Here is a 24006-nt window from a genome sequence, read left to right on the forward strand (position 1 = left end):
CGTCGGGCTAGCTGTAGCCAGCCTCCACCTGGCGTAGCCCTTCCCTGATCTTCAAGATCAGGTCGCGGGCAGCAGTGTTCATCGCAACTGGGTCGGTCAGGTCAACGATGCCGTTCACGTTGATCGTGATGTGGACGTCGCCGTACGTCGAGGTCCCTGCTGCAGCGGCCGTGGCACCAACGTCCACAGGTGTGGATGCCGCTGTGGGCAGGGTGGCACCGTCGCCGCCGACGAGTCCGTTGGTGACGGCGTTCGCCAGGCCCAGCGACGCGCGCCTGACGTCCTGGCTGCCGCCCTCCAGGCCGATCACCATGCCGGCGGGGACCTGGCTCGCGAGCTGCTCGGCGACCTTGGACGGCGACCTGATGTCGAGCGCCTGCGCGACCGGCTCCGGGATCACCCGCTTGACCCAGTCCCAGACCTTGTCGCGCAGCCACCCGCCCAAGGACGTGATGCCGTTCCACAGGCCACGTACGAAGTCCTGGCCCTTGCCGTACAGCGTGCTCGTCGCGTCGCCGATCGCGGCCGCGATCTTGCCCGGCAGCGCCCTGGCTTCGCCGACCAGCTCCCAGAACTTGTCCACCGCAGCCTGCTTCATGCGGCCGAGCCAGTCGCTCATCTTGCCGGGCAGTTCGCTGAACCAGTTGATCCCCTCGCGGATGAGGTCGACGTGCTCGCGGACCTTCGTCTTGATCCACTCCCAGGCGGCGGGGATCTTCTCCAGCGCCCACGCGATCGCCTCCGCGACCGGCCCGAGCACGGTGTTGTGCAGCTCGATCAACCCGGAGACGAACCACGCCACCGCGGGGATCACGACGCCCGCGACCACCGCCGCCAGCTCGATCAGCTGCGGGATGTGCGGCGCGACCGCCTCGACGATGCGCATGAAGTTCTGCGCCATCTCGGGCAGGTGCGGCATGATCTCGGTGATCGCCTTGGACAGCTGGTCAGCGAGCACCTCCGCGAGCTGCTGCACGGCAGGCCACATCGGCTCAAACGCCTCAAGCCACCGCACGATCAGGTCGACCAGCGGCGGCAGCAGGGCCGTCACCAGATCGGTCAGCGGCTCGGTCAGCTGCGCGAGCACCATCCACCACTCACCGAAGGCCTCCGCGAGCGGCGGCAGCAGCTCGCCGAGCTGGTCGCTGAGCAGCTCCGCGAGCGGCTGAAGGCAGTTCTCGATGATGTGCGTCAGCGCCGGGCTGAGCGCGTCGAGGATCGGGCCCGCCACCTTCAGCACGGCTTCGGCCAGGGACCGGACGACGGGCACCAGAGCGTCGAGCACCGGCGCCAGGGCATCGGCGAACATGCCGACCAGCTCGCCGACGGGGCCCAGCAGCTCGCCCGCGGCCTGGAAGACCGACCGCAGCACGTCGCCGATGGAGCCCATGTGCGGGGCGAGCGCGTCGAACATCGCGCCGAGCCCGTCGCCCAGGAAGTGCAGCCCGTCCGCGAGCGCGTCCGTGACCGGTCCGGCCTTCGAGCCAAGCTCGATCCAGTCCGCGAACAGCTGTAGCCCGACGTCACCGGCCGCCTTGACCAGGGGCATCGCGTTGGCGAAGTTCTGTGCGAGTTGCCCCTGGAACACGGGGTCTCGGAACAGGTCGCCGGCCTGGGCCGCGAGGTCGCCGATGACTCCGGAGATGTCGCCGATGCCCTGCTTGAAGATCGGGAACAGCGCCTCGGAGTCCTTGAACATCTTCGTGAAGCCCGGCAGCATCTCGCGCGCCGCCGTGGCGGCGAGGTCGTCAACGAGCGGCTTCATGCTGATCAGCTGCTCGACGAGCGCCCGCGCCTCCGGCGTGAGCTTCGCCATCGCGTCCGCGTACTGCGACGTCGCGCCACCGGCCGCGCCCGCCGACGCGGCCTGCTGCGCCTGGACATCCGCGAGGTGCTCGACGGCACGGGTGACGCGCTCGTCGGCCTGGCGTCGCCGCTCGGCAGCCTGCTCGTGGGCGTCCGCCAGCTCCTTCTGTGCGTCGGCAACGTCGCGCTCGGCGTCAGCGACACGCTGCCGCGCGTCGATGACGCGCTCGTCGCCCTCGATGCCCGCGGCGTTCGCCTCGTCGAGGTCGCGGCGCATGTCCGCGTTGTCTTCCTTGAGGCGCTGCAACCGGTTCTGCGCCTGCTTGACGTCGAACTCGGCGCGGCGTCGCTCCAGGTCGCTCGACAGCGGAGCGCCAAGCACCTCCTTCAACCGCTCCTGTGCGGACTCCAGCGCGAGCGTGGCGCCCTCTTCCGACAGCGCGGCGTCCTCGACACGGCGCCGGAGGTCGTCGAGCTGCTCGGCCGCCCGTCGGCGGGCGTCGGTGAGGTCGTCTTGGGCGTCGGCCGCCGACCGGTTCGCGTCCTCAACGCGCCGCTCGGCGGCGGTGATCTGGTCGGCGGCGTCCTCGTACGCCTCGACCTGGTCCCGCTTCGCTTCGGTGATCGCCCGGTTCGCGTCCCGGATCGCGATCGCGTCCGCGAGCTGGCTGCCTGCCGACGCGCCGGAGGCCGCCCCTGCTGCCTTCTGGTCGGCCGCGTAGCCCCTCAACGCGCCGATGACGCCACCCCAGGCCAGGCCAATGGAGGCGATGCCCGCAGCGGCGGCGAGAGCGGCCGGCGCGAGGGCTGCGATGGCACCCACGCCCGCGATCGCGAGCGGCGGCACGACGCCGAGACCGATCGCGGCGTACCGGCCGAGCGAGCCGAGGCTTGCGCTGGAGCGGTTCGCGGCGCCGCCCAGCTTGGACTCGAGGTCGCCCGCTGCGGCGCCGGTCTGCTGGCGGATGGCGCTCGCGGAGGCGCGCATCTCGCGCTCCATGTCCTTCGCCGCGTCGCCAACGGCGCTCTTCGCCCGGTTCAGCTTCGGCTCGTCGACCTCGACCGGGATCTTCGCCTTGACGGTGCGGGTGACCAGGTCGACCTCGTCGCGGACCTTGCGGCGCCACTCCGCGGCTTCGCCGACGTCGAGGGGGATCTCAGCCTTGAGGCTCTGCTGGATGCCCTGGACCTGCTCGCTGATGTGTCGGCGGATCTGCTCGGTGTCGGCGTCGACCGGGAGCTTGTCGAGGTCTCGCGCGGCGGCCCGGAGATCGGCGTTGACCTTGCTGCGCCAGGCCTCGTCGATCGGGTCCTTCAGCTTGGTCGGCAGTTCGACGGGGTCCTTGGCCGTCTGCTTCTCGGTCTGCTCCTTGTACCTCTTCTGCTCGGCGGGCGACGGCGGCTTCAGCGTGGTGGTCGCGGGCAGCTCGAACGGCTTCGAGTTCTTGATGCGCTCGCGCATCCGGCGCATGTCGTCGTCGGTGTGGTCGCGCAGGACGACGTCTACGAACGCCTCGGCGATGCGAAATCCCTCGGCCATGATCAGGCCGCCTTGCGCGACGGCAGCTGCGCGCCGGCCGGGGCGAAGAACGCCTCAAGTGGGACGTCGAGGGCGTGCGCTACCGCGGCGAGTGCGTCGGCGCTCGGCGTGCGGCTGCGACGCCACTTGTAGATCGAGCTGACCGAGCAGCCGGCGTCGGCGGCGAGCCGCGAGGCGGTCACGCCGCGCTGTGTGCACAGCTCGCGGAGGCGGGCGCTGGAGAACCGAAGAGCTGCCACGGCGTCGCTCCTGAACAACACGAACGCCGAGCGCCGGAGCAACATCGGGTTGCTCGCGGTGCTCGGCGTCGCGTGTTCGTCGCTGCGCGCCGTTCAGCGGTCGCTGCTGTTCTGGGGTCCGGACTACCGGTTCACGCTCGGTCCCTCGGGACCGGCTTCCCTTCAGCCAGCTCGCTTAGCGGTCGACGTTTCCGTCACCTTCAGGGTAACGCCGCAGCTCAGCGGGTGTCACCACGTAGATCAGCGATCAGCTTCCGCACGCTCTCTGCCGAAGGCTTCGCGCCATCCGGTACTTCGGCCTTGAGGCAGTCGGCGACCATGAACGTCAGGAACCACACGGCCACACGGAGCTCGTCGACCGACATGCCGTTGACCAGCAGCCCGACGCCCTCACTGTCCTCGTTCAGGACCGTTGCGACCAGCAAGTACGCCGAGGCCTGCAGCTCCGGGTGAAGGCCCGTCATCCCTGTCCTTCCTCGCTCTGGAGGTCGACCTGGTAAGTGATCACCGTGTGCGGCTGCCCGTGGCGGTCGGGCTCCTGCTCGTCGATCGACGCGACCGTCACGTCACCATCCGGGCGGAGGCCGCGCTGCTGCAACTCCCGTCGAAACGCGTCCGCGTTCGGCTCGTGGAACGGGGCGTCCTCCGTGACGCCGTGCCGTTCGACCGTGAACGTCCTGGTCGCCGTGCCGTCAACGATTTCGATCACAGCTGACTCCTTTTCGAAAGATTCAACGGAGAAAGACTCATCTCGCCGAATAATCTCCGGCACCGTTGGTGGTCGGCGGGATGTTGTTGCAGGCGAGCTGACGCTGCGCCGCCTCGCTCAAAGCTCGCGCTTTCCCGATGAGCTGCGGCAGCCTCTCCGCGTAGACACCGCTGGCGATCTCGGCGCGACGTTCCTCGATCGCTTCGGCGATCGTCTGTGTCGGCTCACCGCGGGCGGCGCGCACCATGTTGCAAATCGGGAGCGACAGCTCCAGGTCGCGGATCATCGCGTCGTCCAGCACGTGACGCGGCACGAACTCCTCAGCAGCAGCCTGAGCCCAGTGCAGGGCACCGTCGTGCGTGCTCATGACGCCGGGACCAGCGTGAGCAGGGCACGGGAGACGACCGCCGGCGCGGCTGCCTGCTGCTCGTCGGACAGCTGCAACTCGGTGAGGATGAGCTTGATCACCGAGGCGACCTGCTGCCCGATCGCCTCAGAGACCCGCACCCGGCGGTCGTCGAGCTGGAGCTTCGCCAGCACTTCGAGCGTTCGAGCCGCGGCGATCATCGACCTGCCGTACAGCTCGATCTCGACACGGATCGACTCCGCGCCCAGCGGCGACTGGCTCGTGATGGCGTCGAGGGCGTTGACGCGCTGCGCCCAGGCGTCCTTGTGGGCGAGCAGCTCTGCTGCGACACGCGAGAGCGCTTCGTACGGGTCAGCCACCCCGGAGAGACCCGCGTGCGCCAAGATCGCCGCTGCGTCAGCCTCAGCGGCCTGCACAGCCACCCGCTCGGCTGCACGACGCCGCACCTGGGGTGCCGCAGAACCGTGGCTGGCACACACGCTCGTGCCAGGCGTCTTGGGCTTCCGGCAGCGCGCACCGTTGTTCGTCGTGCTGCGGGCCGCGCACCGCTGCTCGTCGGGAACCTCGCGCATCGAGGACCTCCTTGGGTCCGGGAGGAGCCGTGAGCTCCTTGGGTCGTCGTGCACCGCCTGGCCGTCAGGGTCCCGGCCAGGGTCAGCCAGGCGGTGCGCACATGGGTCAGCTGGGGTCGGCTGCCCGCAGGTGCTCGTGGAGCGCCTCAGCCGCACTGTGAGCCGTGTGCACGGGCCCGGATCCGTCGTACCCGCCGACCCACCGGAACCGCGGTCCGTCGGCGATGCCCTTCTCGGTGCCGGCCAGCGCGTGATAGGTGCTGAGCTGCTCGATCAGCGTCCCGAGCGTTTTGATCAGCCGTGCGCGGGCCGCAGTGAGTTCCTTGGCGGTCACCCGAACCCAGTCGCCGTGATGGGCGGCGAGTGCACCGAGCAGGGCCTCGCGTGCGCGGCCTGGGGCCGCGTCGCGCTCGCGGGCGTCGACGATGAGCTTCGCGACCAGCTCCGCGTCTGCGTCGGGCGGGATCCGGTCGACGCGTTCGAGTCGCGCGGCCTCCACGGCAGCGCGGTACGCGGCCATGCTTGACGCGTACGCGTCGAGGGCGGCCGCGATGTGCGGCTCGACGACGCCGGCGCGGACGAGCTCGATCGTCGGGTTGAGGCTGCTGGTGTCGGCCGTGGGGAGAGGCACGTGTGCTCCTTCTGGGGTGTTCGAGTGGCTATGGGGTGGCCGTGCTGGTGGGGTGCGCGGAGTTCGGCGGACTCCGGCCGTGTCGGCGACGCACGATGTGGGCGAGGTGTGGCTTGCACGTCAGACACGGCACGGCACGGTCGTAGTCGATCCAGCCGTTCGCGCACCGCGGGTCGTGCAGCACGTCCGTGCCGGTCTCGGTGGGCTCGATCGGCTCGCCGTAGCGGTCACGGGGCATCGGGCACCTGCCCCGGCATGTCCGGGCCGCGCCAGCGGCGCAGCACGCCGTGGTGGCGCGTGGGGCGGGTGCTCGTGCCCCAACCGGTCTGGCGGATACGGCCTTGTCGGGCAGCGACGGCGATCACGGCGCTGATCAAGCTCGGCGCGGCGCGCAGGCGGGTGTCGTCGGTGAGCCGGGCTTGCAGGTCGTCGGCGGTGAACTCGGCCCCGCTGGCGATCAGCTCCTCGAGCACGCTCTCGATCTCGTCGCGGTAGCCGCGGTGCACGGCCTGGTCAGCGGCGAGGACGTCGGCGACGCCCGCGTCACGGAGCTGCGCGCCGGTCGGTTGTGGCTGGTTCATCGCGGTGTTCCCCTCTCTCCGTAGGCCTTGCCCGCCCAGACGCCGCTACGGCAGCCCTTGGGCAGGGCCTGCGAGGCGGCTCGGCACGCCGGCCGTGCCGGGCACGCGGTGCACACGGCGCGGCAGGCCTCAAGGCGCGCCGCACGGTCGGCGGGTGTTTCGCCGGGCACCACGTCGTCGAAGTCGGGCGCCTGCCCGGCACACCGGGCGCCGGGCAGGTCGACGCCGAGCAGCAGCCGGGTGAACCGGGAGCGATGTGCGTCAGGCGTCCGCCTCGCAGACTGCTGACGTGAGCCGGATGCCCGCCTCTCGGGTGCGGAAGGGGGGACCGTGGTCATCCCTTCCGCGCCTGCCGGGGCAACGACGAGTGTCGCGTCACGCTCCAGAGAGGCGTGACGCCGCAGGACATGCTCGCGGCCGTGCGGACCGTTGATCACGACGCGACTCCCCTGCGTGGATGGCATTGCGGGCAGCGAGCCGGGCGACCGTCGTCGAGTTCGACCTGCCGCGTGCGCTCGTCACACGTGCCACACCACCGTGTCCTGGTTCTTGCCTCCTTCAGCCCCGCCTCGACGTCTGGCGGGAATGCGGGCAGGTCCTTGCCGAGGGCGTTGACCAAGAACGTCGGGCTCTTGGCGCCGACGATCGCAAAGCGCAGATGCTGACGGACCTGGTCGAGGGTCCAGCCATGCTCAGCCACGACCGCGTCCACCGCTGATGCCAAGGCCTCGGCCTGCGGCAGCTTCGGAGACGGGCACTGACTCTGCGGACGCCACGGCAGCGATCGCACAAGCTCGAACGCCTCAGCGGAGTGGGGCTCGTCTTCTGTCCTCCCTCCCTTCCTACGGGTCGGGAGGACGGAAGACGGAAAGGGGTCTGCCACAACCGACCCTTCTGCGGCTGTGACCGACCCTTCTGCGGCTGTGACCGACCCTTCTGCTGGCACAGCCGACCCTTCCGTCCCAGAAGGATCGGCTGTGTCAGACCCTTCAACGCGTGAAGGGTCGGCTGACGCCAACCCTTTGCGTGGCTGCCTGCAGGCACGGCATGGGCATCCTTCGGGCGCTGGAAGCTCAGGAACTCGGTATCGGGGAACGCGGCCCCGGTAGGCGTAGACGGACCTGCCGTTCTTGTCCTCGCCAAGGGGTACGCGTACGTCGAGCTTCCGCTCCTTCGCCAGGCGTCGGAGCACATCCTGCACACCGTTGACCTTGAGCTTCATGCGTCGCGCCAGGTCCGTCGTGGAGCAGTCACATTCGCGGGCTTTGAGACGCGGATCCGCACCGCAGTACTCGGCGATCACGACTAGTAGCAGCACCTCGGCCGGAGTGAGATCAGCTGGCGCGTGGTCTAGCACTTCTTCGACGAGTTCCCACGCCATCAGCGAGCCCTCCTCCCTTCGTGCTCCTGGTCAGGGCACGCCTTGTCACGCTGCGCCGTGCTCCTTGGCGAGTGAGCGGGGGAAGGCAGTGGCCTCGGTGGAGGCCTGATCGTCCAGACCCAGGAACTTGAGCAGGTCGACCCGACGAACCTTCATGCGCGAGCCGACGAAGACCACGGGAACCGGAAGGCCTCCCGTCTTGGCCAGGGCGTAGACCGCCGCTTTCGACAGGTCGAGGTGTGGCGCAGCGACAGCAAGTCCAAACAGTGGGGGCAGCGTGCGCGGGTCCACCTTCGTGTCACCCATGGCGTGGTCCTTCCAAAAAAGAAGTTCGGGTCTTCCGGAATCGACCGTACCTCGCTAGACTGGTGGCGTCAATTCTGGACCTGTTAGCCTTCAAAAATGGAAGATTCGGCGGTGCATGGTGCTCCGATGCAAACCGTGATCAGTCGCATGAAGGCGCTTCGGACGCAGCGTGGGTTGACCGCGCAAGGTCTCGCCGAGGCAATGACGAAGGCGGGCGTGCCCTGGGAAGTGGGGGTGGTGACCAAGCTGGAGACGGGGCGGCGAAAGTCCGTTAGCGTCGCTGAGCTTTTCGGCTTGGCAGCGGCACTGCGTGTTTCGCCACTCACGTTGCTGCTGCCGGAGCTTGAGGCTGAGTATCACGTCACCCCGAGTCTCGCCGCGCCGGCGGCCAGAGTGGCGCAATGGCTGCAAGGCCTGCGCCCTTTGCCATCGCAAGATCAAGAAGACGAGTTCTACGACACGCTTCCTGGCTACGCGTTCCCTCCACCGACTTCTGATGAGGAGCAGCGGAAGGCGCTGGAGCGCTTGCGGGGTCTGCAAAAGCAAGCCCAGCGTGCGCTCGACGCGGTGATGCGGAGCGAGGGGTACATCACGTTCCCCGAGGAACCAACTACTGATGAGGACCACCATGAGCGATCCGATCAAGGAGATTGAGCTGAAGGACGGGACGATCCGCTATCGGTTCGTCGTCGACGTCGGGAACGACCCGCGGACCGGTAAGCGGAAGCAGCTGACGCAGACGTTCGACAAGCGCAAGGAAGCGGTCGCCGAGTACGAGCGCATCCGCCACCAGTGCCGCACGGGCGAGTACGTCATGCCCTCGAAGATGACCGTCGCGCAGCTCGTCGACGCGTGGCTTGAGCAGGCCACCGTGGATGTCGAGGAGTCGACGAAGCGCGGCTACACCGACTGCATGAGGTTGGTGCGCGAGCACCTCGGCCACAAGCCGTTGCAGCGCCTCGACGAGGCCGACATCGACGACCTGGTTCGGCACATGCTCACCGAGGGTCGGAAGGTCGGCGGCCAGCGCGGCACCGGCCTGGGAGTGCGATCCGTCGAGATGACGCTGGGACGGCTGCGCGCCGCGCTGAACCTGGCGATTCGCTGGCGTCTGGTCTCTCGCAACGTCGCGGCGTTCACGAAGATCCCGCGTGACGCCCGGAAGCAGGCGGCGGCGAAGCGCGCTACTCGGAAGCCTTGGGATGCCGAAGAAGTGCGGACGTTCCTGCTCGGTATCGCCCGAGAGCGCCTGTACGCGCCGATGCTGCTGTCGCTCATGGGCTTGCGCCCGGCCGAGGTGTGCGGGCTGAGGTGGTCCGATGTGGACCTGACCGCGGCGACTATCCGAGTCGGCGAGAACACTCGCACGATGGTGGCCGGCGTGGTCGTCGAGAAGACGGCGAAGAGCGAGAGCGGCAAGCGCACCCTGCCGTTGCCCGCGCCGGTGCTCGCCGCGCTGAAGTCGTTCAAGGCGGCCCAGGCCGCCGAGAAGTTGGAGCTCGGCGAGAGCTACACCGACTCCGGGTACGTCCTGGTCGATGAGGCCGGATTGCCCGTGAAGACCAACGCCCTGAGGTGGCGGGCCTACCGACTCATGGCCAAGGTCGGCGTGCGCGGCAAGGGTGAAGTGCGGCTGTACGACTGCCGACACTCGACGCTGACCTACCTCGCCGCGAACGGTGTCCCAGACGTCGTGCTGGCGAAGTGGGCGGGCCACGCGGACGGCGGCAGCCTCGCGAAGCGCGTCTACATCCATCCCGACGCCTCGCACCTGCGGGGCGCCGCCGACAAGCTCAGCGCTCTGCTCGGGTGATCCGCATTTCCTCGTCTTCCGGCTGGACACCGCAGGGTTGAGGATGTTCGTCGGGGTACGGATGAGCTCTCGTTTACAACTGCACAGTGAGATTTCGTGAGACGTGGCCCCGAAAACCCATGATCGGCCATTTCTCACAGGGGCAGAGTTGAGGCTCTGAACTGCGGATTTCCAATGTGGACGCAGTGAAGGGGCCGCCGAGGCTATGTGATCGGTCAACAAACGGTTATGAGCGTTGCTAACAAGTTCTGTTAACGTCCTGGCCGTGCGTCCAGAAGACCTGTCGCTGCTCACCACACCCGGCACCGTCGCCGTGTCCGGGGACCTGGTGCTGGTCAGCATCACCACGCCCGATCTCGACTCGAACACCTACCGGGGTGGTCTGCACCGGGTTTTCCCGGACGGCACGACAACGCCGTGGACACACGGTGACCGGGACAGTGCGCAGCGCATTTCCCCGGACGGTCGTTCGGTCGCGTTCCTGCGCGTGGCCGGAAAGTCCAAGCCGCAGCTCTACGTCATGCCGGTGGACGGCGGAGAGCCGCGCAAGCTGACCGACCTGCCGCTGGGCGCCAGCGCCCCGGTGTGGTCGCCCGACTCGACGCGGATCGCCTTCGTGGCCCGCGTGCCGGAGGAAGGCCGCTACGGCACGACCGACGACGGCCCCGAGGCCGAGGCCCCGCGCCGCATCACGCGCCTGGACTACCGCGTCGACGACGTCGGCTTCCTCGCCGACCGCCGCCCGCGCCTGCACGTGGTCTCGCTGGACGGTGAGGTCTCCGAGCTGACCGACGGCTCGCACGACGTGTCCGACCCGGCGTGGATCGACGACTCGACGCTGGTGTTCGTGGCGCCCCGCGACCTCGGCGCGGTCGAGACCCTGCACTGCGACCTGTACACGGTGCCTGCTTCCGGTGGCGCGGTGTCGCTGCTGGTGAGCGGCGCCGGCGAGGTCTCGATGCCGTTCGTGGCGGGCTCTTCGCTGTACTGGCTGGGCACCGAGTTCACCGGGTTCGACGCGGTGGCGCGCAACCACGGTCTGTGGAAGGCGTCGCTGGACGGGGCGGATCCCGTCCGGCTGACCGACGTGGAAACCGTTGACGTGGAACGGCTTTCCGGCCAGCCCGTGGCGGACGACTCGGGCGTGTTGCTCGTCGTGCGCAACCGCGGTGCCTTGGAGCTGCAGCGGATCCCGTTCGACGGCGGGCCCGGCGAGGTGCTCGTCGGCGGCCCCGTGGCGGTCCGCTCGTTCGCCACCGACGGGTCCACTGTGGTCGCTGTGGTGTCCACTCCGGACAGTCCCGGCCAGGTGGAGTTCGTCGGAACCGGTGTGCGCACGGCGTTCTCGTCGGTGCCGGCGCGCCGCGTCGTGGAACTCTCCGGCTCGGCCTCGGACGGCTATCCGGTGCACGGCTGGCTCGTGCTGCCGGAGGGCGAGGGCCCGCACCCGGTCGTCCTGGCGGTGCACGGCGGCCCGTTCATGTACCACAGCTGGGGTTTCTTCGACGAGGCCCAGGTCTACGCCACCGCCGGGTACGCCGTCGTGCTGCCGAACCCGCGCGGCTCGGCGGGCTACGGCCAGGCTCACGGCCAAGCCGTCATCGGCAGGTTCGGCACGGTGGACGTCGACGACGTCCTGTCCCTTTTGGACGTCGCCCTTGCCCGTGACGACACCGATTCCGAGCGCGTCGGCGTGATGGGCGGCTCCTACGGCGGCTTCATGACGTCGTGGCTCTCGGCCCACCACGGCGAGCGCTTCAAGGCCGCGTGGAGCGAGCGCGCGGTCAACGCCTGGGACTCCTTCTCGGGTTCGTCGGACATCGGCTACTTCTTCACCGACGCCTACTGCGGCACCGACCCCGAGGCACACCGCGTGATGTCGCCGCTGACCTACGTGGAGAAGATCAACCTGCCGTTCGCCGTCGTGCACTCCGAGCAGGACTGGCGTTGCCCTCTGGAGCAGGCCCAGCGCATGTTCGTGGCGCTGAAGCGGCGTGGCGTCGAGGCGGAAATGCTGATCTTCCCCGGCGAGGGGCACGAGCTGACCCGCTCCGGTCAGCCGCGGCACCGCAAGCAGCGCTTCGACGCGGTGCTGGAGTGGTGGGGCCGCCACCTCAAGAGCTGACGCGCTCCGGGGTGATCCTGCGCAGCAACTCGTCTCGTGGCGGCCCTGGACGCGCGCGGGTGAGCCCCGCCCAGATCCGTTCGATGCGGCCGTGCAGGTCGCTGTCGGTGTCGAAGACGGAAACGCGGTCGAGCAGCCCGATGCGGCCGACGGTCCGGCGCAGCACGAGGTCGTCGTGCGGCGCCGCGGCCAGCGCCGCCGCGAACGCGAACAGCGGGTAGCAGCCGTCGCGGCGGCTGATGTCGACCGGCGTGCCGCTCCAGGCTTTCGCACGCGCCGCGTCGGTCTCGATCGCGAAGGTGTGGCGCTCGCGGGCCTCCGGGCCGACGTCGGCGAGGTAGGCCTCGGTGAGGTCGGCCGGTGTGGTGTGCGTGGCGCTGGCGCGGCCCAGGGCTTGGGCGTGCACCAGCGCGAACGAAAGTCCGTAGGCGAACGCGGGATCGGTGTGGCACAGCGCGTCGCCCACGGGCACGAGCCCCGGCACGCCAGAGCCTGCGGTGCGGTCGATGTTGGCCAGACCGCTCATCGGCATGACGTCGGTGATGGGGTACGCGTGGTCAGGCGAGGTCATCACGTCCAGCGGCGTGATGGCCCTCGCCGCGGCCATCCACGCGTGGTCGTCTTTCAACACGCGCAGGTCGTGGTCCGCGTTGGGCACCAGGAAGATCACGGCGAACGTGCGGTTGTCACCGCGGAAGGTGTTGAACCCCATGTACCCGAGGTCGCCGCGCGGGTTGAGCAGCCACGGCCCCGTGACGTGCTCGGCGCCGGGGTTGAGCGCGAAGTAGCGGCAGTAGTAGATCGCGCCGCACTCGCTGGGCCGGGCGGAGGCGCGCGGCCAGCCGGGAGGGCAGCGGTACCGGCCGAGCGCGTCGACCACGACGTCGGCGCACACCGCCTCCCCGTTGTCGAGGTGGAACCCGCTCGCTCCCGGTACCAGGCTCGTGATGTGCCTGCCCGCGACCAGCCTGATGCCGGGCTCGGCCGCGGCAGCGCGCCGCAACGCCCACTCGACCACCGGGCGCCGCACCCAGAGGTAGACCAGGTCCTCGTCGCCGGGCTGCCGCGGTCCGGACAGCTTGGCGGCCAGGTCCTGCTCCTCGGCGCCGGCGTCGAGGAGCAGGTCGATGACGTCCGGTGCGAGCTCGCGCAACACCTTGCGGCCGCGCGGCAGGAACGTGTGCGGCTGCTGGAAGTGCGGGATGCCCTTGCGCACGACGTCGAACGCGTCTTCCGGGCCGTCCTGCGCCGTCACGTGGTCGCGTTCCACCACGACCGCGGAGTGCCCGGCGCGGGCCACCGCCAGAGCCGCGGCCAGCCCGGCCACTCCACCTCCGGCGATCGCGAAACGCATCCGTTCAGGCTAGGCACGGGTCCGAACGGCGGACAGGGTCATCAGGCCCTGTCAGTCCCGAGTGGACTGCTCGAGGAGGTGGAAGCGGGCCAGGAGTTCCTTCGCGGGTGCGGACTCCGGGTCGAACGGCACCAGGTGCTGCCGATCGTCCGGTCCCCGCACACCCACCCAGTAGCACCCGTAGCAGAACTCCAGGTCGAACAGGTACTCGTCGTCAGCCGAGTACGCCAAGATCGCGTAGGCGGGGCTGTAGCACCGCATCGGTTCTGCGACCGGGAAGCTCGCGATGAGCGCGAGGACCGCGGCGGAGTCCGGGCCCACCCACGATCCGAGCAGGTCGCCCTGGACGGTCCACGCTTCGAGCTTGCGCGCCCTCGCCACGCTCACAGGCATCCGTGTGCTCATGCCTTCGCGTTCCACGTGATCACCCCAGCAGCGTGTAGTTGAGCTCCTCGCACACCCGCGCCAACGGCAGGTCGAGACCGGGGTGGTCCAACGGCAGCAGGACGTCCGGCGCGGCCGGCAGCCCGGAAGCCGCCGGCGGGTCCCACAGGCAGATGGCCGGGTCGCCGGAGTCCATGGACGAGCGGTACCAGAGGCCGTCGAGCTCCGGGTAGGCCGCGCGGATCGCGCGCGACCAGGCCTGGGTCACGTGCTTCGGGCCCGTGGAGATCTCCTGCGAGGCGCCGACGCGGGTGGGCCACAGGCCGCCGAGGTCCAGCAGTCGCAGCGTGCGGCGCGGGCGCAGGACCACGAGGAACGGGCTGCGGGTGCGGCGGTCGACGATCGAGGTGGCCTGGAAGACCTCGGCGATGGAGGTGCGCACGGACAGTCCGAAGTAGAGGACGCCGTTCTCGTGGTCCTGGACCGGGCTGCCGTCTGCTGCCGGTTGTTGTGCGTCGAAGCGGGCGTGGGGGAGCGGGCCCGTGTAGCGGAAGGTGTTCCAGCGCTGCGGGTGGGAGCCCTTGGCCGTGAAGACGCGGACCAGGCGGGTTGCCCTGTGCACCGCCACCACGTCCTCGGTGCGGCGCAGATGTGCTTGCAGCACGGCAGGGGCAGGCGGCTGCGGAAGCCGTGACATTCGGGTCCTGTCGGGTGTTCGGGAGCGCTCAGGCGGGTGTGCCGAGCACGGAGGCCAGATCGGCGACGCGGCGCGGGTCTCCTCCTGCGAGAAGCCAGTCGCGCGGGGTCGCGGGCTTGCCGTCGACGGGCAGGTCCTCCTGGAGGGTGGTCATGAACGCGGCGACGACCAGCGCCGGTTGGTCCGACGGGACCGCCGCCAGCACGGTTTCCAGGCCCGGTAGGACGCCGGTGCCCGCGAACTGCCACGCGGGCAGGCGCCAGCTGCCCCTGTCCTTCCAGCCCACGAGCCTGCCGACGCCGAGCCGGTGGCGGATGCGGCTCGTGTCGACCTGGAGCTGGCGTGCGGCCTCGGCGACGGTCAGCGCCGAGTCGCGCAGCACCGCGTGTGCGACGACCGTGCGGGTGCGCGGGCGGGCGTCGGCTGGACCGGCGGGGGACAGGTCGAGGCCCACGTCGGTGAGCGCCTCCTGCTGGTCCGGCGTGAAGTAGGTGGCCGGTTCCGGGTGTGGTGGAGCGAGCCTGCGTGCCGCGTCGGTCACGAGGTCCAGGAACTCGTCAGGGGTCACCTGCAGGCCGGCCTTGGCCAGCACCGTCTCCAGCGCGGGGCTCATGCGCACAGAATATCCCGTGCGTGCGCATTTGTGCGCCTGCTGAGGGGGTTGACCCTGAACGTTCGACGTTGCGCGCTCACGCAACGACGCTACGTGAGATTCCGCGCTCCAGAGCGGTGACGTGGGACTCATCCGACGCATCGCTACGATTCCCGGATGCAGCTGGACCGGGGCGCCAAGCGGGTCGTCGTGGCGTGGGCCGCCGTGATGGCCGCCACGCTCGCCTACGTGATGTCCCGTCCACCGGGTTGGTCGCTCGACCTGCGGGTTTATCGCAACGGTGGCGACGCGCTGCTGCAGGGTCTGCCGCTCTACGTCGAGGGCTTCGCGAAGCCCCTCGGTGGTCCTGACCTGCCGTTCACCTACCCGCCGATCGCCGCGGCGCTGTTCAGCCTGCTGGCGCTCGTGCCCCTGGTCGTCGCGATCCTCGTGGTGGCGGCGGCGAACCTCGCGATGCTCACGGCGTTGTGCCTGATCGCGGCGCAGCGCGTGCTCGGCTGGGGGTCAGAGGCGGTGAAGTGGGGCCTCGGTGCGGCGGCGGTGTCGTCGATCTTCGACCCGCTGCGCGAGACGCTCTGGTTCGGTCAGATCAACCTGCTGCTGGGCGTGCTGGTGATGGCCGACTGCCTGCTGGAACGCACGCGGTGGTGGCCGCGGGGCGCACTCATCGGGCTGGCGGCGGCGATCAAGCTGACGCCGGCGTTCTTCGCGTTGTACTTCGTGGCGCGACGGCAGTGGAAGCCCGTGTTCGTGTCGATCGCGTCGTTCTTCTTCTTCGGGCTGGTCGGGTTCGTGATCGCGTTCGGCGACGCGAAGGAGTACTGGACGCACGCGCTGCTCGACCCGAGCCGCGTCGGACGCCTCACCTACGCGTCGAACCAGGCGCTGCGCGGCACGCTGGCGCGGCTCGGGCTGGAGAACGGAGCCCAGGTCGCGGTGTGGGCCCTGCTGTCGGTGCTGGTCGTGGCGGCGGTGTGGTGGCTCGCCTCGCGCCTGGGCGACGTGGAGGCGTTCTTCGTCGTGGCGATCGGCGCGTTGTTGATCTCGCCGGTGTCGTGGGGGCACCACTGGATCTGGATCGCGCCCGCGCTCGTGCTGCTGTCCCGGGAGTCGTTGCGCCGCCATTGGGCGCCGTGGCTGGTCGTGGCGGTGTTCGCGGTCGGGCCGCACTGGCTGTTCCCGCGCGACAACGACGTCGAGCGGAACTGGGCGTGGTGGCAGCAGGTGATCGGCAACCTCTACGTGTTCGTCGGCGTCGCCGTGCTGGTCACGCTCGCGGTGCGGGTTGTACGAGACCGCCGTCGAGCTGCTTCAACCGCAGGCTGAACAGCACCAGCACCACGCCCCACAGGATCGCGAAGATGCCGATGGTGATCACGAACGCCATCGCGCCCGCGGCCGGGTTCACGATCAGGATGATGCCGAGCAGCACCGTCAGCGCGCCGGTGACGACGTAGAACCACTCGTTCGTCATCACCTTGCGCAGGCGGATGGCGTCGACGATCTGCAGCACGCCGGTGACCAGCGCCCACGCCGCGATGAGCAGCAGCAGCGCGGTCGCGGTGATGCCCGGCCAGAACAACGCGATCAAGCCCGTGGCCAGGCCGAGCACGCCGATGAGGCCGAGTGCCCAGCGTGCAGGCCACTCCTTGTGGGTGAGGGTCAGGTACAGCATCATCGCGCCGTCGACGAACGCGTAGGCGCCCCACAGGATGATCAGGGCGAGCAGGGTGAGGCCGGGCCAGATGAGGGCGGCTAGACCGAACAGGACAGCGAACACTCCGCGCACCGTGAAGAGCCACCACCGTTGCATGGTCCGGGATCGTCTCGGCTGTCGGTGGGGCCCGCAACCTGAGACCCTCGATCGGTGCTGATCCGAGTGGCTGACTGGCAGCGGATCCGGTCCGGCGAGATCACGCTGCAGTTCCGGCGGTGGAAGCGGCCGACGGTGCGGGCCGGCGGGACGTTGCGGACGTCGCTGGGCGTGCTGGCGATCGACGCCGTGGACGTTGTGTCGCGGGTGTCGCGCGCCGAGGCGCTGGCTGCCGGGTTCGCGACCGTCAAGGAGCTGATGTCCTCTGTGGACGGACGTGAAGGCTCGCTTTACCGGATTCGCTTGCACTTCGTGGGTGAAGATCCGCGGATCGCATTGCGTTCGTCGTCCGATGTGGACGGATTGCGGCTGTCGGACGCGGCGGTGGCGCTGCTGCGGTTGATCGCGGCGAACCCCGGTGTGCGGGCCGCTGACCTGGCTGCCTCGGTGGGCAGGGAGAAGCTGCCGTTCAAGGCGGACGTCCGCAAACTCAAGGCGAAGGGGCTCACCGAATCGCTCGAGGTGGGGTATCGCCTCTCCCCGCGGGGAGAGGCGTACCTGCGTTCGCTCGGCGGCTAGCCGGCCTGGCCGGTGATGATCGAGACCGCGCGGTCCTGCGCCTGGTCGCTGACCTCGCCGAGCTGGAAGCCGCGCGCCACCACGTGCGCGACCAGCTCCGGCTCCGGCGGCAGGCCGTACTTGCGCAGGTAGTGCGGTACGGCGCCGGCCCAGATCCAGGTGCCGTCGGTGCGGAAGTTGAGCGGCACGTCCTGCTCACCGCTCTGCGAGAACTCGTCGAGGTCGTAGCTGCGCGCGGCCAGCACGACCGGCGCCGACTCGAGGTAGTTGAGCAGGCCGTCCATCAGCTGCGGGTCGACCGGCTGACGGTTGACGATGATGCGGCCGTCGTCGCTCTTGCCGTCGTACACGCGCGCGGTGCGCAGCTCGCCGGACTGCTGCGGCTGGTCCTGCGGCGCGGCCTGGCTCGGCGGCGGAACCTGGAACTCCTGCTGCGGCTGCGGTTCCGGCTCGGGCGCGGGCAGCGGCGGCAGGCCGACGCGCTGGCGCCACCAGTCCGGGATCAGCCGGTCAGGGCGCGGGAACGTCTGCAGTTCGTCGCGGAAACCGATGGGTGGCGGCGTGTTGCGCCAGCGCGGTTCGTCCTCGGCGTTGAAGTCGACCGTGAACGCCGCGGGGGCCTCGATCTCGTACAGCGCGCTCAGCCACGTGCCGCGCTCCGGGTGGTACATGCCCGCACGCAGCTGCCCGAACATCTGCACCACGTCCATCGGCGGACGCACCGGCCGCAGCTGGCCGTCGGGACCCGAGAACGCCAGATCGACCTCGATGTGCCTGCCCGCCGCGCGGTACTCGGCCCGGATGCGCTGCCAGCCCTGCGGTACGGCCGGCAGCATGGCACGGCCGATCTGCCGCACCAGCTGCTGCTGGTCCTGCTCGCTCAGCGGTGTCGCCGGCTGGCTCATGTGGTCCTCGCCCCTCTCCCCGTGCAAAACACGCTGATCTTATCGGGCGGCTCGTGCCCGCGCGGGCGGGTCGCGGACCTCCGCCGGTTCAACCTGCTCCGCACGGGTGTGACGGTCCGCGGATGCCGGCCGCGTTCCAGCGGCCTCGCGCTTGATCGTCGGACGGGAGCGCGAGGCCTTGATCAGAGTTGCCGTTCGCCGACTTCGGTGGGGAATCAGTCGCGCACTGCGGAGGGCGGGGCCGGTCGGGTCACTCGGTCTTGGCCGCTTCGGCGAGTTTCGCGCGCAGCCAGTCCGGCGTGTTCTCCTCCGAGCGCGGGAAGTGCTCGAAGTCGAGGGCGTACACGTCGGCCTGCAGCGGCGGCTTGAAGGCCGGCTCGTTGTCGTAGTCGTACTCGACGGAGTAGCTGCCGGGCGGGTTGATCACGATCCTCGCCGTGAACCAGCTCCCCTTGCCCTCTTCGTACATCTCCGTCCGCAGGTCGCCGAGCGGGTCCATGGCGCTCATCGGGGGAGCGAGCTTGACCTCGCTCCCGTCCTGCGCCGTGACCTCGAACCTGGCGCTGTCGATGCCGACCGTCGAGTAGAACTCGAACCGGATCTGCTGCCAGCCGGCGGGAGCTTCGCTCACGAGGGCCGCGCAGACGTTCTGAACCACTTCCTCCTGCTCGGGAGGGGAGAGTGGACCGGGTTCCGACATGACGAGACAGTTCCTTCCCGTTGGCTACATCTTCCGGGGCGGGATGTTCTTGTAGACCAGAGGTGGCTCCGGTACCCCGTCGACCCAGTACTGCACTCGAATCTTGGTGGGGGTCTTCTTACCATCGGGGTACGTCATGTCGATCTGGACGTCCAGTTTCGGCTTCGGCGTCTGGCTGAGCAGGTCACCCCAGTGTTCTTCGAGCGCGCGGAAGTTGTTGGCCAGTGTGGTGCCGGCCTGACGCTGGTTGAGGTCCTCCAGCATCGGGACCATGTTGATGTACTCGCCGGGACCGTCGAACTCGGTGCCCGCGAGGTGGCCGCCGTTCCAGCCGACGTCCTCGTAGAGCGTGACCTCGTGCGGTTCCGGGTCGCGGCCGTGCTTGTTGCGGAACTCCTCGATGGTCTTCTTGTTGTGCTCGCGGTACTCGTCGCGACCCTCGTGGCCGACCGGCCCCTGGTCCGGGCTGCGGCGCGCGTCGTCCGAGCCGGTGTGCACCAGCTCACCCTCCATGCGGTGGGTGCGGCCGTCGGCGTCGGTGTGGAAGTGGTACACGCTGCCGTGCTGACCGGTGACGTGATAAGTGGCGTTCGGGAAGGGCTGCCGGCTGTCGGGCCGCCAGTTGCCCTTCTCGCCGGAGGTCGTGTGGACCTCCTTGATGCGCCCGTCGTCGCCCGTGATGAAGGTGCCGCGCTCGCGGCCGGCCTTGTCCGTCACCTCGTACCGGGTGTTCGGCTGCAGGACGCTGGGCGTGCCGTCGGGTTCACGGCCGAACGGCTTGCTCTTGAGCGGCGCGTCCGGGTGGCTCGCGTCGATCGTGACCTTGGGACGCGGGTCGTTGTCCGGCGGGTTGCCCGACGTGTCGGTGCCGTCGGCCGCGCGGTCCTTCGCGCCGGCGCCGTCGGTGTCCCGGTCGCTGCCGGGTGCGTAGCCGTCGTCGCTCGCCTTGGTCCTCGAGCCGTCCGGGTGGTGGGTCTCCCACTCGCCGTTGGGCGGGATCTTCGGCTGGCGGGTGCCGTCGGGCCGGATCTCGGGGTCGCTCGTGAAGACGCGGCCGTGGCTGTCGGTCCAGGCGGGCTTCGTCGGCGCGACCACCGGGGCGTCGAGGTGCTTGGACAGCTGCTTGGCGAAGTCGTTGCTGCCCGCGTCGCAGCCGATCAGGCGGACGGGCTTGCTGCCGTCGTAGCCGGAGCGGCGCAACATGTCGGCGTACTCGGCGGGGGTGTAGTCGTGTCCGCCGATGCGGGCCTTGCCGTCCGGGGTGATGTGGACGTCAGCGGTGAAGAAGCGGGGGTCGTTGGGGACCTTGTGCGGCAGGTCACCCATGTCCGGGTCGCCGCCGTGGTGGGAGACACCGGCCGGGGTGGTTTCGGCGTGCCGCTGGTGCGCTTCCTCCGGGGACGGGCGGTCGGGGTGCGGGTCGTGGCTGTTCGGGGCGTCGGGGTCGCCGTCGTGCGGCTTGTCGGTGTCCGGGCCGTCGTGCGGCTTGTCGGCGTCGGGGCCGTCGTGCGGCTTGTCGGCGTCGGGGCCGTGGTGCGGCGCGTCGGCGTCGGGGCGGTGGGGTGCATCCGCGTCGGGGCGGCGGGGTGCGTCGGCATCTGGACGGTGGGGCGCGCCGTCGGGACGGTGTGGGGTTGCGGCTTCCGGGCTGGTGGAGTCCGGGGCGCGGTGTGGGGCCTCGGCCGTGTCGGTGCCGCGGGAGCGGGGGCCGTCCGGGCTGTGGGGACGTGAGCCGTCGGGACGTCCGCTGTCGGGCCTGGTGCCGTCGGGCCTGGTGCCGTCGGGACGGGAGCCGTCGGGCCTGGTGCCGTCCGGACGGTTGCCGGGGCCGCCGCGGTCAGGGCGGGACGGGCTGTCCGGCCGGTGTGGCGCGTCCGGACGGTTCGGGGCGTCGGGACGGTTGGGGCCGCCGTGCGGTGCATCGGGGCGGTTCGGGCCGCCGTGCGGTGCGTCAGGGCGGTGGGGAGCATCCGGGCGGGACGGCGAGTTCGGGCCGTGTGGTGCGTTCGGCCCGCCGTGTGGCGCGTTCGGCCCGTGTGGCGCGTTGGGTGCGTGCGGTGCGTTGGGGCCGCCGTGGGGAGCGTTCGGGGCGTGGGGAGCGTTCGGTGCGTCTGGTCGCGATGGGGCCGACGGGCCGTTGTGCGGCGCGTTGGGGCTGTGGGGAGCGTCGGTTCGCGCCGACGGCATCGTGTTGTTGTGCGGTGCTCCCGGACGTGACGGTGCATCAGGACGCGAGGGTGCGTGGGGCGCGTCGGGTCGGGACGGGGCGGAGGGGCCGCCGTGTGGCGCGTCGGGTCGGGATGGCGCGGAGGGGCCGCCGTGGGGCGCGTCGGGCCGGGACGGGGCGGACGGGCCGCCGTGTGGCGCGTCGGGTCGGGATGGCGCGGAAGGGCCGCCGTGGGGCGCGTCGGGCCGGGACGGGGCGGACGGGCCGCCGTGTGGCGCGTCGGGTCGGGATGGCGCGGAAGGGCCGCCGTGGGGCGCGTCGGGCCGGGACGGGGCCGACGGGCCGCCGTGCGGTGCGCCAGGACCGTCCGGTCGGAAAGGCGTGCTGGGGCCGTGCGGGGCGGACGGGCCGCCCTGCGGAGTGTTCGGGCGCGTCGGGGTCGATGGCGCGTGTGGTGCGTTCGGGGCGCCGGACGACGGGGCGTGTGGCGCTCCTGCGGGGGTGCCTGCCGAGGGCATGTTCGGAGTGGACGGTGCGTGCGGGGCCGCCGCGGAAGGGGCAGTGGCGCGGCTTGGCGGGGTCGCGTCGGGGCGTCCCGGGGTTGGGGAGCCTGCGTGCGGGGTGCCTGCCGAAGGTGCGTGCGGGGTGCCGCCGGAGGGCATTCCGCCGCCGCTCGAGGGCATGCCGCTCGACGGGGAGAAAGGCGTCGACGGGGCCGAAGGAGCTGTCGGCATCGACGTCGGGCGTGCTGGGGCGTCGGCGCGGGAGGCCGCGGTCGACATGTCCGGGGTGCGTGGGGCGGGCGGTGTGTTGGGGGCCGGGCTGCCCGGGGTGCCGGTCCAGCCCTGGCCGCCGCCGGGCGACGGGCGGCCTGCCGCTGGGGAGGACGGGGCGTTGCCGGCGGCGTTCGGGGCGCCGCCACCCATCGGGGCGGCCTGCGGCGGGGTGGACGACGGGGAGCTGTCGGGGGTGCGCGACGGGGCGTGCGGGGCGTCGGCGCGGTGTGGGGCGTCGATCGGGGGTGCCATCGACGACTGGACGGTCTGGCCCGTGTTGCGGGTCGGGGCCGGGGTGTCCGGAGTGGACGATGTGTGCGGAGCGCCCGCGGGGGACGACGGAGAGCTGTCCGGAGTGCGGGCGGACGACGGGGAGCTGTCCGGGCGCGACGGGGCGTCGGGGGACGAGCTGTCCGGCGTGCGGGACGGGCCGTCCGGCGTCGACGGGCTGTCGGGCGTGCGCGACGGCGAAGGCGCGGACGACGGCGACGAGCTGTCGGGCGTGCGCGGCGAGGAAGGCGAAGGCGCGTCCGGCGTCGACGGAGAAGACGGAGAAGACGGCGAGGAAGGCGACGACGGCGAGGAAGGCGACGACGGCGAGGAAGGCGACGACGGCGAGGAAGGCGACGACGGCGAGGAAGGCGAACTGTCCGGTGTGGACGAAGAAGACGGCGAAGACGGCGACGACGGCGAAGAGTCCGGTGTGGACGGAGAGGAAGGCGTGCCGTGCGCGCCAGAAGGCGTGAGGTCCGGAGCGTCGGTCCGGTGGAACAGGCCGCCGGGCTTGATGGACTTCGTGGAGATCACGTCGAGGCCGGTCACCTTGCCGACCAGCTTGCCGACGACCTTCATGATCTTCGTGAAGATCTCGACCAGGCGGCCCAGCAGCGGCGAGACCTTCTTGATGGTCTTGATGAGCTTCTGGATCAGCTCACCGATCCTGGTCGCCCACTTGGAGATCGCGGTCACGGCCTGCGCCACGATGACCGGCGTGCCGAAGCCCAGCGTGAAGACGGCCTCCAGCACCCACGTGATCAGCTTGGCCACGAGGTCGGCGATCAGGTCGCGCACCATCTCGCGCACGAAGCCGACGACCATGCCCATCACGCCGACGACGGTGCCGACCGAGCCCGCCGTGGACGCCGCGCCGGACAACGCGTCCAGCTGCTCGCCCGCCGCCTTGCGGTAGGCGTCGGCGGCCGCGCCGGTCCACGGCGCGGTCTGGTCGACGGCGGCCTTGTAGTCGGCCGCGATCTTGCCGAGCTCCTGCGAGACGTTGTTCCACGTCGTCGAGTACGACTGGATCACCGGCGGGTCGCCCGCCAGCCAGTCGAGGGCTTCCTTCAACGGCTGCATGTGTTCCATCAGGAACGCGGCAGCGGAGGACAGCAGGGTGCCGAACGGGTCGATCGCCATCGAGGCGGCGTCGGCGACCAGGCCGACGACGCCGAGGCCGCCCTCGATCCAGCTGCCCTCGGAGATGCCCTTGTAGGCGTCGACCGCGGAGTCGGCGATCGAGAAACCGGTCGCCCAGCCGTTGTCGCCGGTGCCGGCGTTGAAGAAGCCGGATGGTTCGGCGGGGGCCTGCGCCACCAGCGGGTTCGGTGTGGACATCAGAAGCCCTTCATGGTCTGAGCGATCTGGTCCTCGACCTCCTGGTAGTGCTTCGCGGTCTCGGTGACCCGCTTCGCCGTGGCGTCCATCGCCTCAGCAGCACCCTTCAGCGCGTTCAGGCCCCACTGCTCGACGGGGTCGAGCAGCATGCGGAACGGCTGGCAGATGATGCCGTACGCGTCGGTCGGCATCGACACGGTGTTCGCCGCGTCCACTGCTCCCTGCAACCGGCCGTGCAGGCCCTCCAGGGCCTTGGCGTGCGCTTCCAACACGTCCGAGGTGACGTGGAAACCACCGGCAGTCATCGAACCCCCTCAAGTTCGAGCAGTGGACA

The 24006-nt window shown here is 70.3% G+C and carries 26 protein-coding genes; 5 read left to right on the plus strand and 21 right to left on the minus strand.

Features of this window, described 5'->3' with window-relative positions:
- Nucleotides 1–7: 7 nt before the first annotated feature.
- From IEZ09_RS30855 to IEZ09_RS30910, 12 genes are all read right to left on the minus strand, one after another.
- The gene (locus IEZ09_RS30855) at nucleotides 8–3346 is read right to left on the minus strand and encodes a hypothetical protein (protein ID WP_189257320.1); all 3339 of its coding nucleotides are present in this window, start codon (nucleotides 3344–3346) and stop codon (nucleotides 8–10) included.
- Nucleotides 3347–3348: 2 nt separating this feature from the next.
- Nucleotides 3349–3585 carry an XRE family transcriptional regulator gene (locus IEZ09_RS30860; RefSeq protein ID WP_189257321.1) on the minus strand — a complete coding sequence of 79 codons (237 nt, stop codon included), beginning with the start codon at nucleotides 3583–3585 and terminating at the stop codon, nucleotides 3349–3351.
- 218 nt (nucleotides 3586–3803) lie between these two features.
- Nucleotides 3804–4049, minus strand: a complete 246-nt coding sequence (locus IEZ09_RS30865; protein WP_189257322.1) for a hypothetical protein — start codon at nucleotides 4047–4049, stop codon at nucleotides 3804–3806.
- Nucleotides 4046–4294, minus strand: coding sequence for a hypothetical protein (locus IEZ09_RS30870; RefSeq protein WP_189257323.1), 249 nt, complete (start codon nucleotides 4292–4294; stop codon nucleotides 4046–4048). Before IEZ09_RS30870 ends, IEZ09_RS30865 begins: the two co-directional genes overlap by 4 nt.
- Before the next feature lie 37 nt (nucleotides 4295–4331).
- The gene (locus tag IEZ09_RS30875; RefSeq protein ID WP_189257324.1) at nucleotides 4332–4661 is read right to left on the minus strand and encodes a hypothetical protein; all 330 of its coding nucleotides are present in this window, start codon (nucleotides 4659–4661) and stop codon (nucleotides 4332–4334) included.
- A complete protein-coding gene (locus IEZ09_RS30880) occupies nucleotides 4658–5233 on the minus strand; it encodes a hypothetical protein (protein WP_189257325.1) in 576 nt (191 codons plus the stop codon). The genes IEZ09_RS30875 and IEZ09_RS30880 overlap by 4 nt, the downstream gene beginning before the upstream one ends.
- A gap of 106 nt (nucleotides 5234–5339) precedes the next feature.
- Entirely contained in the window at nucleotides 5340–5864 is a 525-nt protein-coding gene (locus IEZ09_RS30885; RefSeq protein WP_189257326.1) for a hypothetical protein, read from the minus strand.
- A 28-nt stretch (nucleotides 5865–5892) separates the two neighbouring features.
- Nucleotides 5893–6102: a hypothetical protein gene (locus IEZ09_RS30890; protein ID WP_189257327.1), complete on the minus strand. Its 210-nt coding sequence runs from the start codon at nucleotides 6100–6102 to the stop codon at nucleotides 5893–5895.
- On the minus strand, nucleotides 6092–6445 hold the full coding sequence (locus IEZ09_RS30895) for a hypothetical protein (RefSeq protein ID WP_189257328.1): 354 nt from the start codon (nucleotides 6443–6445) through the stop codon (nucleotides 6092–6094). Before IEZ09_RS30895 ends, IEZ09_RS30890 begins: the two co-directional genes overlap by 11 nt.
- On the minus strand, nucleotides 6442–6909 hold the full coding sequence (locus IEZ09_RS47990) for a WhiB family transcriptional regulator (RefSeq protein ID WP_368856202.1): 468 nt from the start codon (nucleotides 6907–6909) through the stop codon (nucleotides 6442–6444). The genes IEZ09_RS30895 and IEZ09_RS47990 overlap by 4 nt, the downstream gene beginning before the upstream one ends.
- Nucleotides 6879–7157, minus strand: coding sequence for a hypothetical protein (locus IEZ09_RS30905; protein ID WP_189257330.1), 279 nt, complete (start codon nucleotides 7155–7157; stop codon nucleotides 6879–6881). The genes IEZ09_RS47990 and IEZ09_RS30905 overlap by 31 nt, the downstream gene beginning before the upstream one ends.
- A 714-nt stretch (nucleotides 7158–7871) precedes the next feature.
- Nucleotides 7872–8132 carry a helix-turn-helix domain-containing protein gene (locus IEZ09_RS30910; RefSeq protein WP_189257331.1) on the minus strand — a complete coding sequence of 87 codons (261 nt, stop codon included), beginning with the start codon at nucleotides 8130–8132 and terminating at the stop codon, nucleotides 7872–7874.
- A 96-nt stretch (nucleotides 8133–8228) separates the two neighbouring features.
- Here IEZ09_RS30910 and IEZ09_RS30915 point away from each other — a divergent pair, with 96 nt between their 5' ends.
- The 3 genes from IEZ09_RS30915 (at nucleotide 8229) to IEZ09_RS30925 (ending at nucleotide 12070) form a co-directional block, all read left to right on the plus strand.
- Nucleotides 8229–8786, plus strand: coding sequence for a helix-turn-helix domain-containing protein (locus IEZ09_RS30915; protein WP_189257332.1), 558 nt, complete (start codon nucleotides 8229–8231; stop codon nucleotides 8784–8786).
- The gene (locus IEZ09_RS30920) at nucleotides 8761–9945 is read left to right on the plus strand and encodes a site-specific integrase (protein ID WP_189257333.1); all 1185 of its coding nucleotides are present in this window, start codon (nucleotides 8761–8763) and stop codon (nucleotides 9943–9945) included. The genes IEZ09_RS30915 and IEZ09_RS30920 overlap by 26 nt, the downstream gene beginning before the upstream one ends.
- Nucleotides 9946–10210: 265 nt before the next feature.
- Nucleotides 10211–12070, plus strand: coding sequence for a S9 family peptidase (locus IEZ09_RS30925; protein ID WP_189257334.1), 1860 nt, complete (start codon nucleotides 10211–10213; stop codon nucleotides 12068–12070).
- Here IEZ09_RS30925 and IEZ09_RS30930 read toward each other — a convergent pair.
- The 4 genes from IEZ09_RS30930 to IEZ09_RS30945 are packed head-to-tail and all read right to left on the minus strand — an operon-like array spanning nucleotide 12060 to nucleotide 15118.
- On the minus strand, nucleotides 12060–13424 hold the full coding sequence (locus IEZ09_RS30930; RefSeq protein WP_189257335.1) for an FAD-binding protein: 1365 nt from the start codon (nucleotides 13422–13424) through the stop codon (nucleotides 12060–12062). The two genes, IEZ09_RS30925 and IEZ09_RS30930, sit on opposite strands and share 11 nt — an antisense overlap.
- A gap of 51 nt (nucleotides 13425–13475) precedes the next feature.
- The gene (locus tag IEZ09_RS30935; RefSeq protein ID WP_189257336.1) at nucleotides 13476–13811 is read right to left on the minus strand and encodes a hypothetical protein; all 336 of its coding nucleotides are present in this window, start codon (nucleotides 13809–13811) and stop codon (nucleotides 13476–13478) included.
- A 37-nt stretch (nucleotides 13812–13848) separates the two neighbouring features.
- Nucleotides 13849–14505, minus strand: coding sequence for an RES family NAD+ phosphorylase (locus IEZ09_RS30940; RefSeq protein WP_189257337.1), 657 nt, complete (start codon nucleotides 14503–14505; stop codon nucleotides 13849–13851).
- Between the two features lie 28 nt (nucleotides 14506–14533).
- Entirely contained in the window at nucleotides 14534–15118 is a 585-nt protein-coding gene (locus IEZ09_RS30945; RefSeq protein WP_189257338.1) for a DNA-binding protein, read from the minus strand.
- Between the two features lie 156 nt (nucleotides 15119–15274).
- Between IEZ09_RS30945 and IEZ09_RS30950 the strand changes: the two genes are divergently transcribed.
- The gene (locus IEZ09_RS30950) at nucleotides 15275–16444 is read left to right on the plus strand and encodes a glycosyltransferase 87 family protein (RefSeq protein WP_189257339.1); all 1170 of its coding nucleotides are present in this window, start codon (nucleotides 15275–15277) and stop codon (nucleotides 16442–16444) included.
- Here the strand turns inward: IEZ09_RS30950 and IEZ09_RS30955 are convergent.
- Nucleotides 16386–16931, minus strand: a complete 546-nt coding sequence (locus IEZ09_RS30955; RefSeq protein WP_189257340.1) for an HdeD family acid-resistance protein — start codon at nucleotides 16929–16931, stop codon at nucleotides 16386–16388. The genes IEZ09_RS30950 and IEZ09_RS30955 overlap by 59 nt on opposite strands.
- A 54-nt stretch (nucleotides 16932–16985) precedes the next feature.
- Between IEZ09_RS30955 and IEZ09_RS30960 the strand changes: the two genes are divergently transcribed.
- Nucleotides 16986–17510: a hypothetical protein gene (locus IEZ09_RS30960; RefSeq protein ID WP_189257341.1), complete on the plus strand. Its 525-nt coding sequence runs from the start codon at nucleotides 16986–16988 to the stop codon at nucleotides 17508–17510.
- On the opposite strand, the gene IEZ09_RS30965 is transcribed toward IEZ09_RS30960, so the two are convergent.
- The 4 genes from IEZ09_RS30965 to IEZ09_RS30980 all read right to left on the minus strand — a co-directional run bounded on the left by IEZ09_RS30965 (nucleotide 17507) and on the right by IEZ09_RS30980 (nucleotide 23977).
- Nucleotides 17507–18415 (minus strand): hypothetical protein, encoded by a 909-nt coding sequence (locus tag IEZ09_RS30965; RefSeq protein ID WP_189257342.1) that lies wholly within the window; start codon nucleotides 18413–18415, stop codon nucleotides 17507–17509. The genes IEZ09_RS30960 and IEZ09_RS30965 overlap by 4 nt on opposite strands.
- A 250-nt stretch (nucleotides 18416–18665) precedes the next feature.
- The gene (locus tag IEZ09_RS30970; RefSeq protein ID WP_189257343.1) at nucleotides 18666–19073 is read right to left on the minus strand and encodes a hypothetical protein; all 408 of its coding nucleotides are present in this window, start codon (nucleotides 19071–19073) and stop codon (nucleotides 18666–18668) included.
- Between the two features lie 66 nt (nucleotides 19074–19139).
- Complete coding sequence (locus IEZ09_RS30975; protein WP_189257344.1) at nucleotides 19140–23672, minus strand: DNA/RNA non-specific endonuclease; 4533 nt, start codon at nucleotides 23670–23672, stop codon at nucleotides 19140–19142.
- A complete protein-coding gene (locus IEZ09_RS30980; protein ID WP_189257345.1) occupies nucleotides 23672–23977 on the minus strand; it encodes a type VII secretion target in 306 nt (101 codons plus the stop codon). Before IEZ09_RS30980 ends, IEZ09_RS30975 begins: the two co-directional genes overlap by 1 nt.
- Between the last annotated feature and the right edge of the window lie 29 nt (nucleotides 23978–24006).

Source organism: Lentzea flava, from assembly GCF_014648475.1.
Lineage (GTDB): Bacteria > Actinomycetota > Actinomycetes > Mycobacteriales > Pseudonocardiaceae > Lentzea > Lentzea flava.

Coding starts and splice junctions, on each gene's coding strand:
- IEZ09_RS30875 (WP_189257324.1), bottom strand. CDS start 4,661: ATGAGCACGCACGACGGTGCCCTGCACTGGGCTCAGGCTGCTGCTGAG.
- IEZ09_RS30965 (WP_189257342.1), bottom strand. CDS start 18,415: ATGAGCCAGCCGGCGACACCGCTGAGCGAGCAGGACCAGCAGCAGCTG.
- IEZ09_RS30920 (WP_189257333.1), top strand. CDS start 8,761: ATGAGCGATCCGATCAAGGAGATTGAGCTGAAGGACGGGACGATCCGC.
- IEZ09_RS30945 (WP_189257338.1), bottom strand. CDS start 15,118: ATGAGCCCCGCGCTGGAGACGGTGCTGGCCAAGGCCGGCCTGCAGGTG.
- IEZ09_RS30890 (WP_189257327.1), bottom strand. CDS start 6,102: ATGCCCCGTGACCGCTACGGCGAGCCGATCGAGCCCACCGAGACCGGC.
- IEZ09_RS30910 (WP_189257331.1), bottom strand. CDS start 8,132: ATGGGTGACACGAAGGTGGACCCGCGCACGCTGCCCCCACTGTTTGGA.
- IEZ09_RS30975 (WP_189257344.1), bottom strand. CDS start 23,672: ATGTCCACACCGAACCCGCTGGTGGCGCAGGCCCCCGCCGAACCATCC.
- IEZ09_RS30950 (WP_189257339.1), top strand. CDS start 15,275: ATGCAGCTGGACCGGGGCGCCAAGCGGGTCGTCGTGGCGTGGGCCGCC.
- IEZ09_RS47990 (WP_368856202.1), bottom strand. CDS start 6,909: ATGCCATCCACGCAGGGGAGTCGCGTCGTGATCAACGGTCCGCACGGC.
- IEZ09_RS30865 (WP_189257322.1), bottom strand. CDS start 4,049: ATGACGGGCCTTCACCCGGAGCTGCAGGCCTCGGCGTACTTGCTGGTC.
- IEZ09_RS30855 (WP_189257320.1), bottom strand. CDS start 3,346: ATGGCCGAGGGATTTCGCATCGCCGAGGCGTTCGTAGACGTCGTCCTG.
- IEZ09_RS30930 (WP_189257335.1), bottom strand. CDS start 13,424: ATGCGTTTCGCGATCGCCGGAGGTGGAGTGGCCGGGCTGGCCGCGGCT.
- IEZ09_RS30955 (WP_189257340.1), bottom strand. CDS start 16,931: ATGCAACGGTGGTGGCTCTTCACGGTGCGCGGAGTGTTCGCTGTCCTG.
- IEZ09_RS30880 (WP_189257325.1), bottom strand. CDS start 5,233: ATGCGCGAGGTTCCCGACGAGCAGCGGTGCGCGGCCCGCAGCACGACG.
- IEZ09_RS30980 (WP_189257345.1), bottom strand. CDS start 23,977: ATGACTGCCGGTGGTTTCCACGTCACCTCGGACGTGTTGGAAGCGCAC.
- IEZ09_RS30940 (WP_189257337.1), bottom strand. CDS start 14,505: ATGTCACGGCTTCCGCAGCCGCCTGCCCCTGCCGTGCTGCAAGCACAT.
- IEZ09_RS30915 (WP_189257332.1), top strand. CDS start 8,229: ATGGAAGATTCGGCGGTGCATGGTGCTCCGATGCAAACCGTGATCAGT.
- IEZ09_RS30895 (WP_189257328.1), bottom strand. CDS start 6,445: ATGAACCAGCCACAACCGACCGGCGCGCAGCTCCGTGACGCGGGCGTC.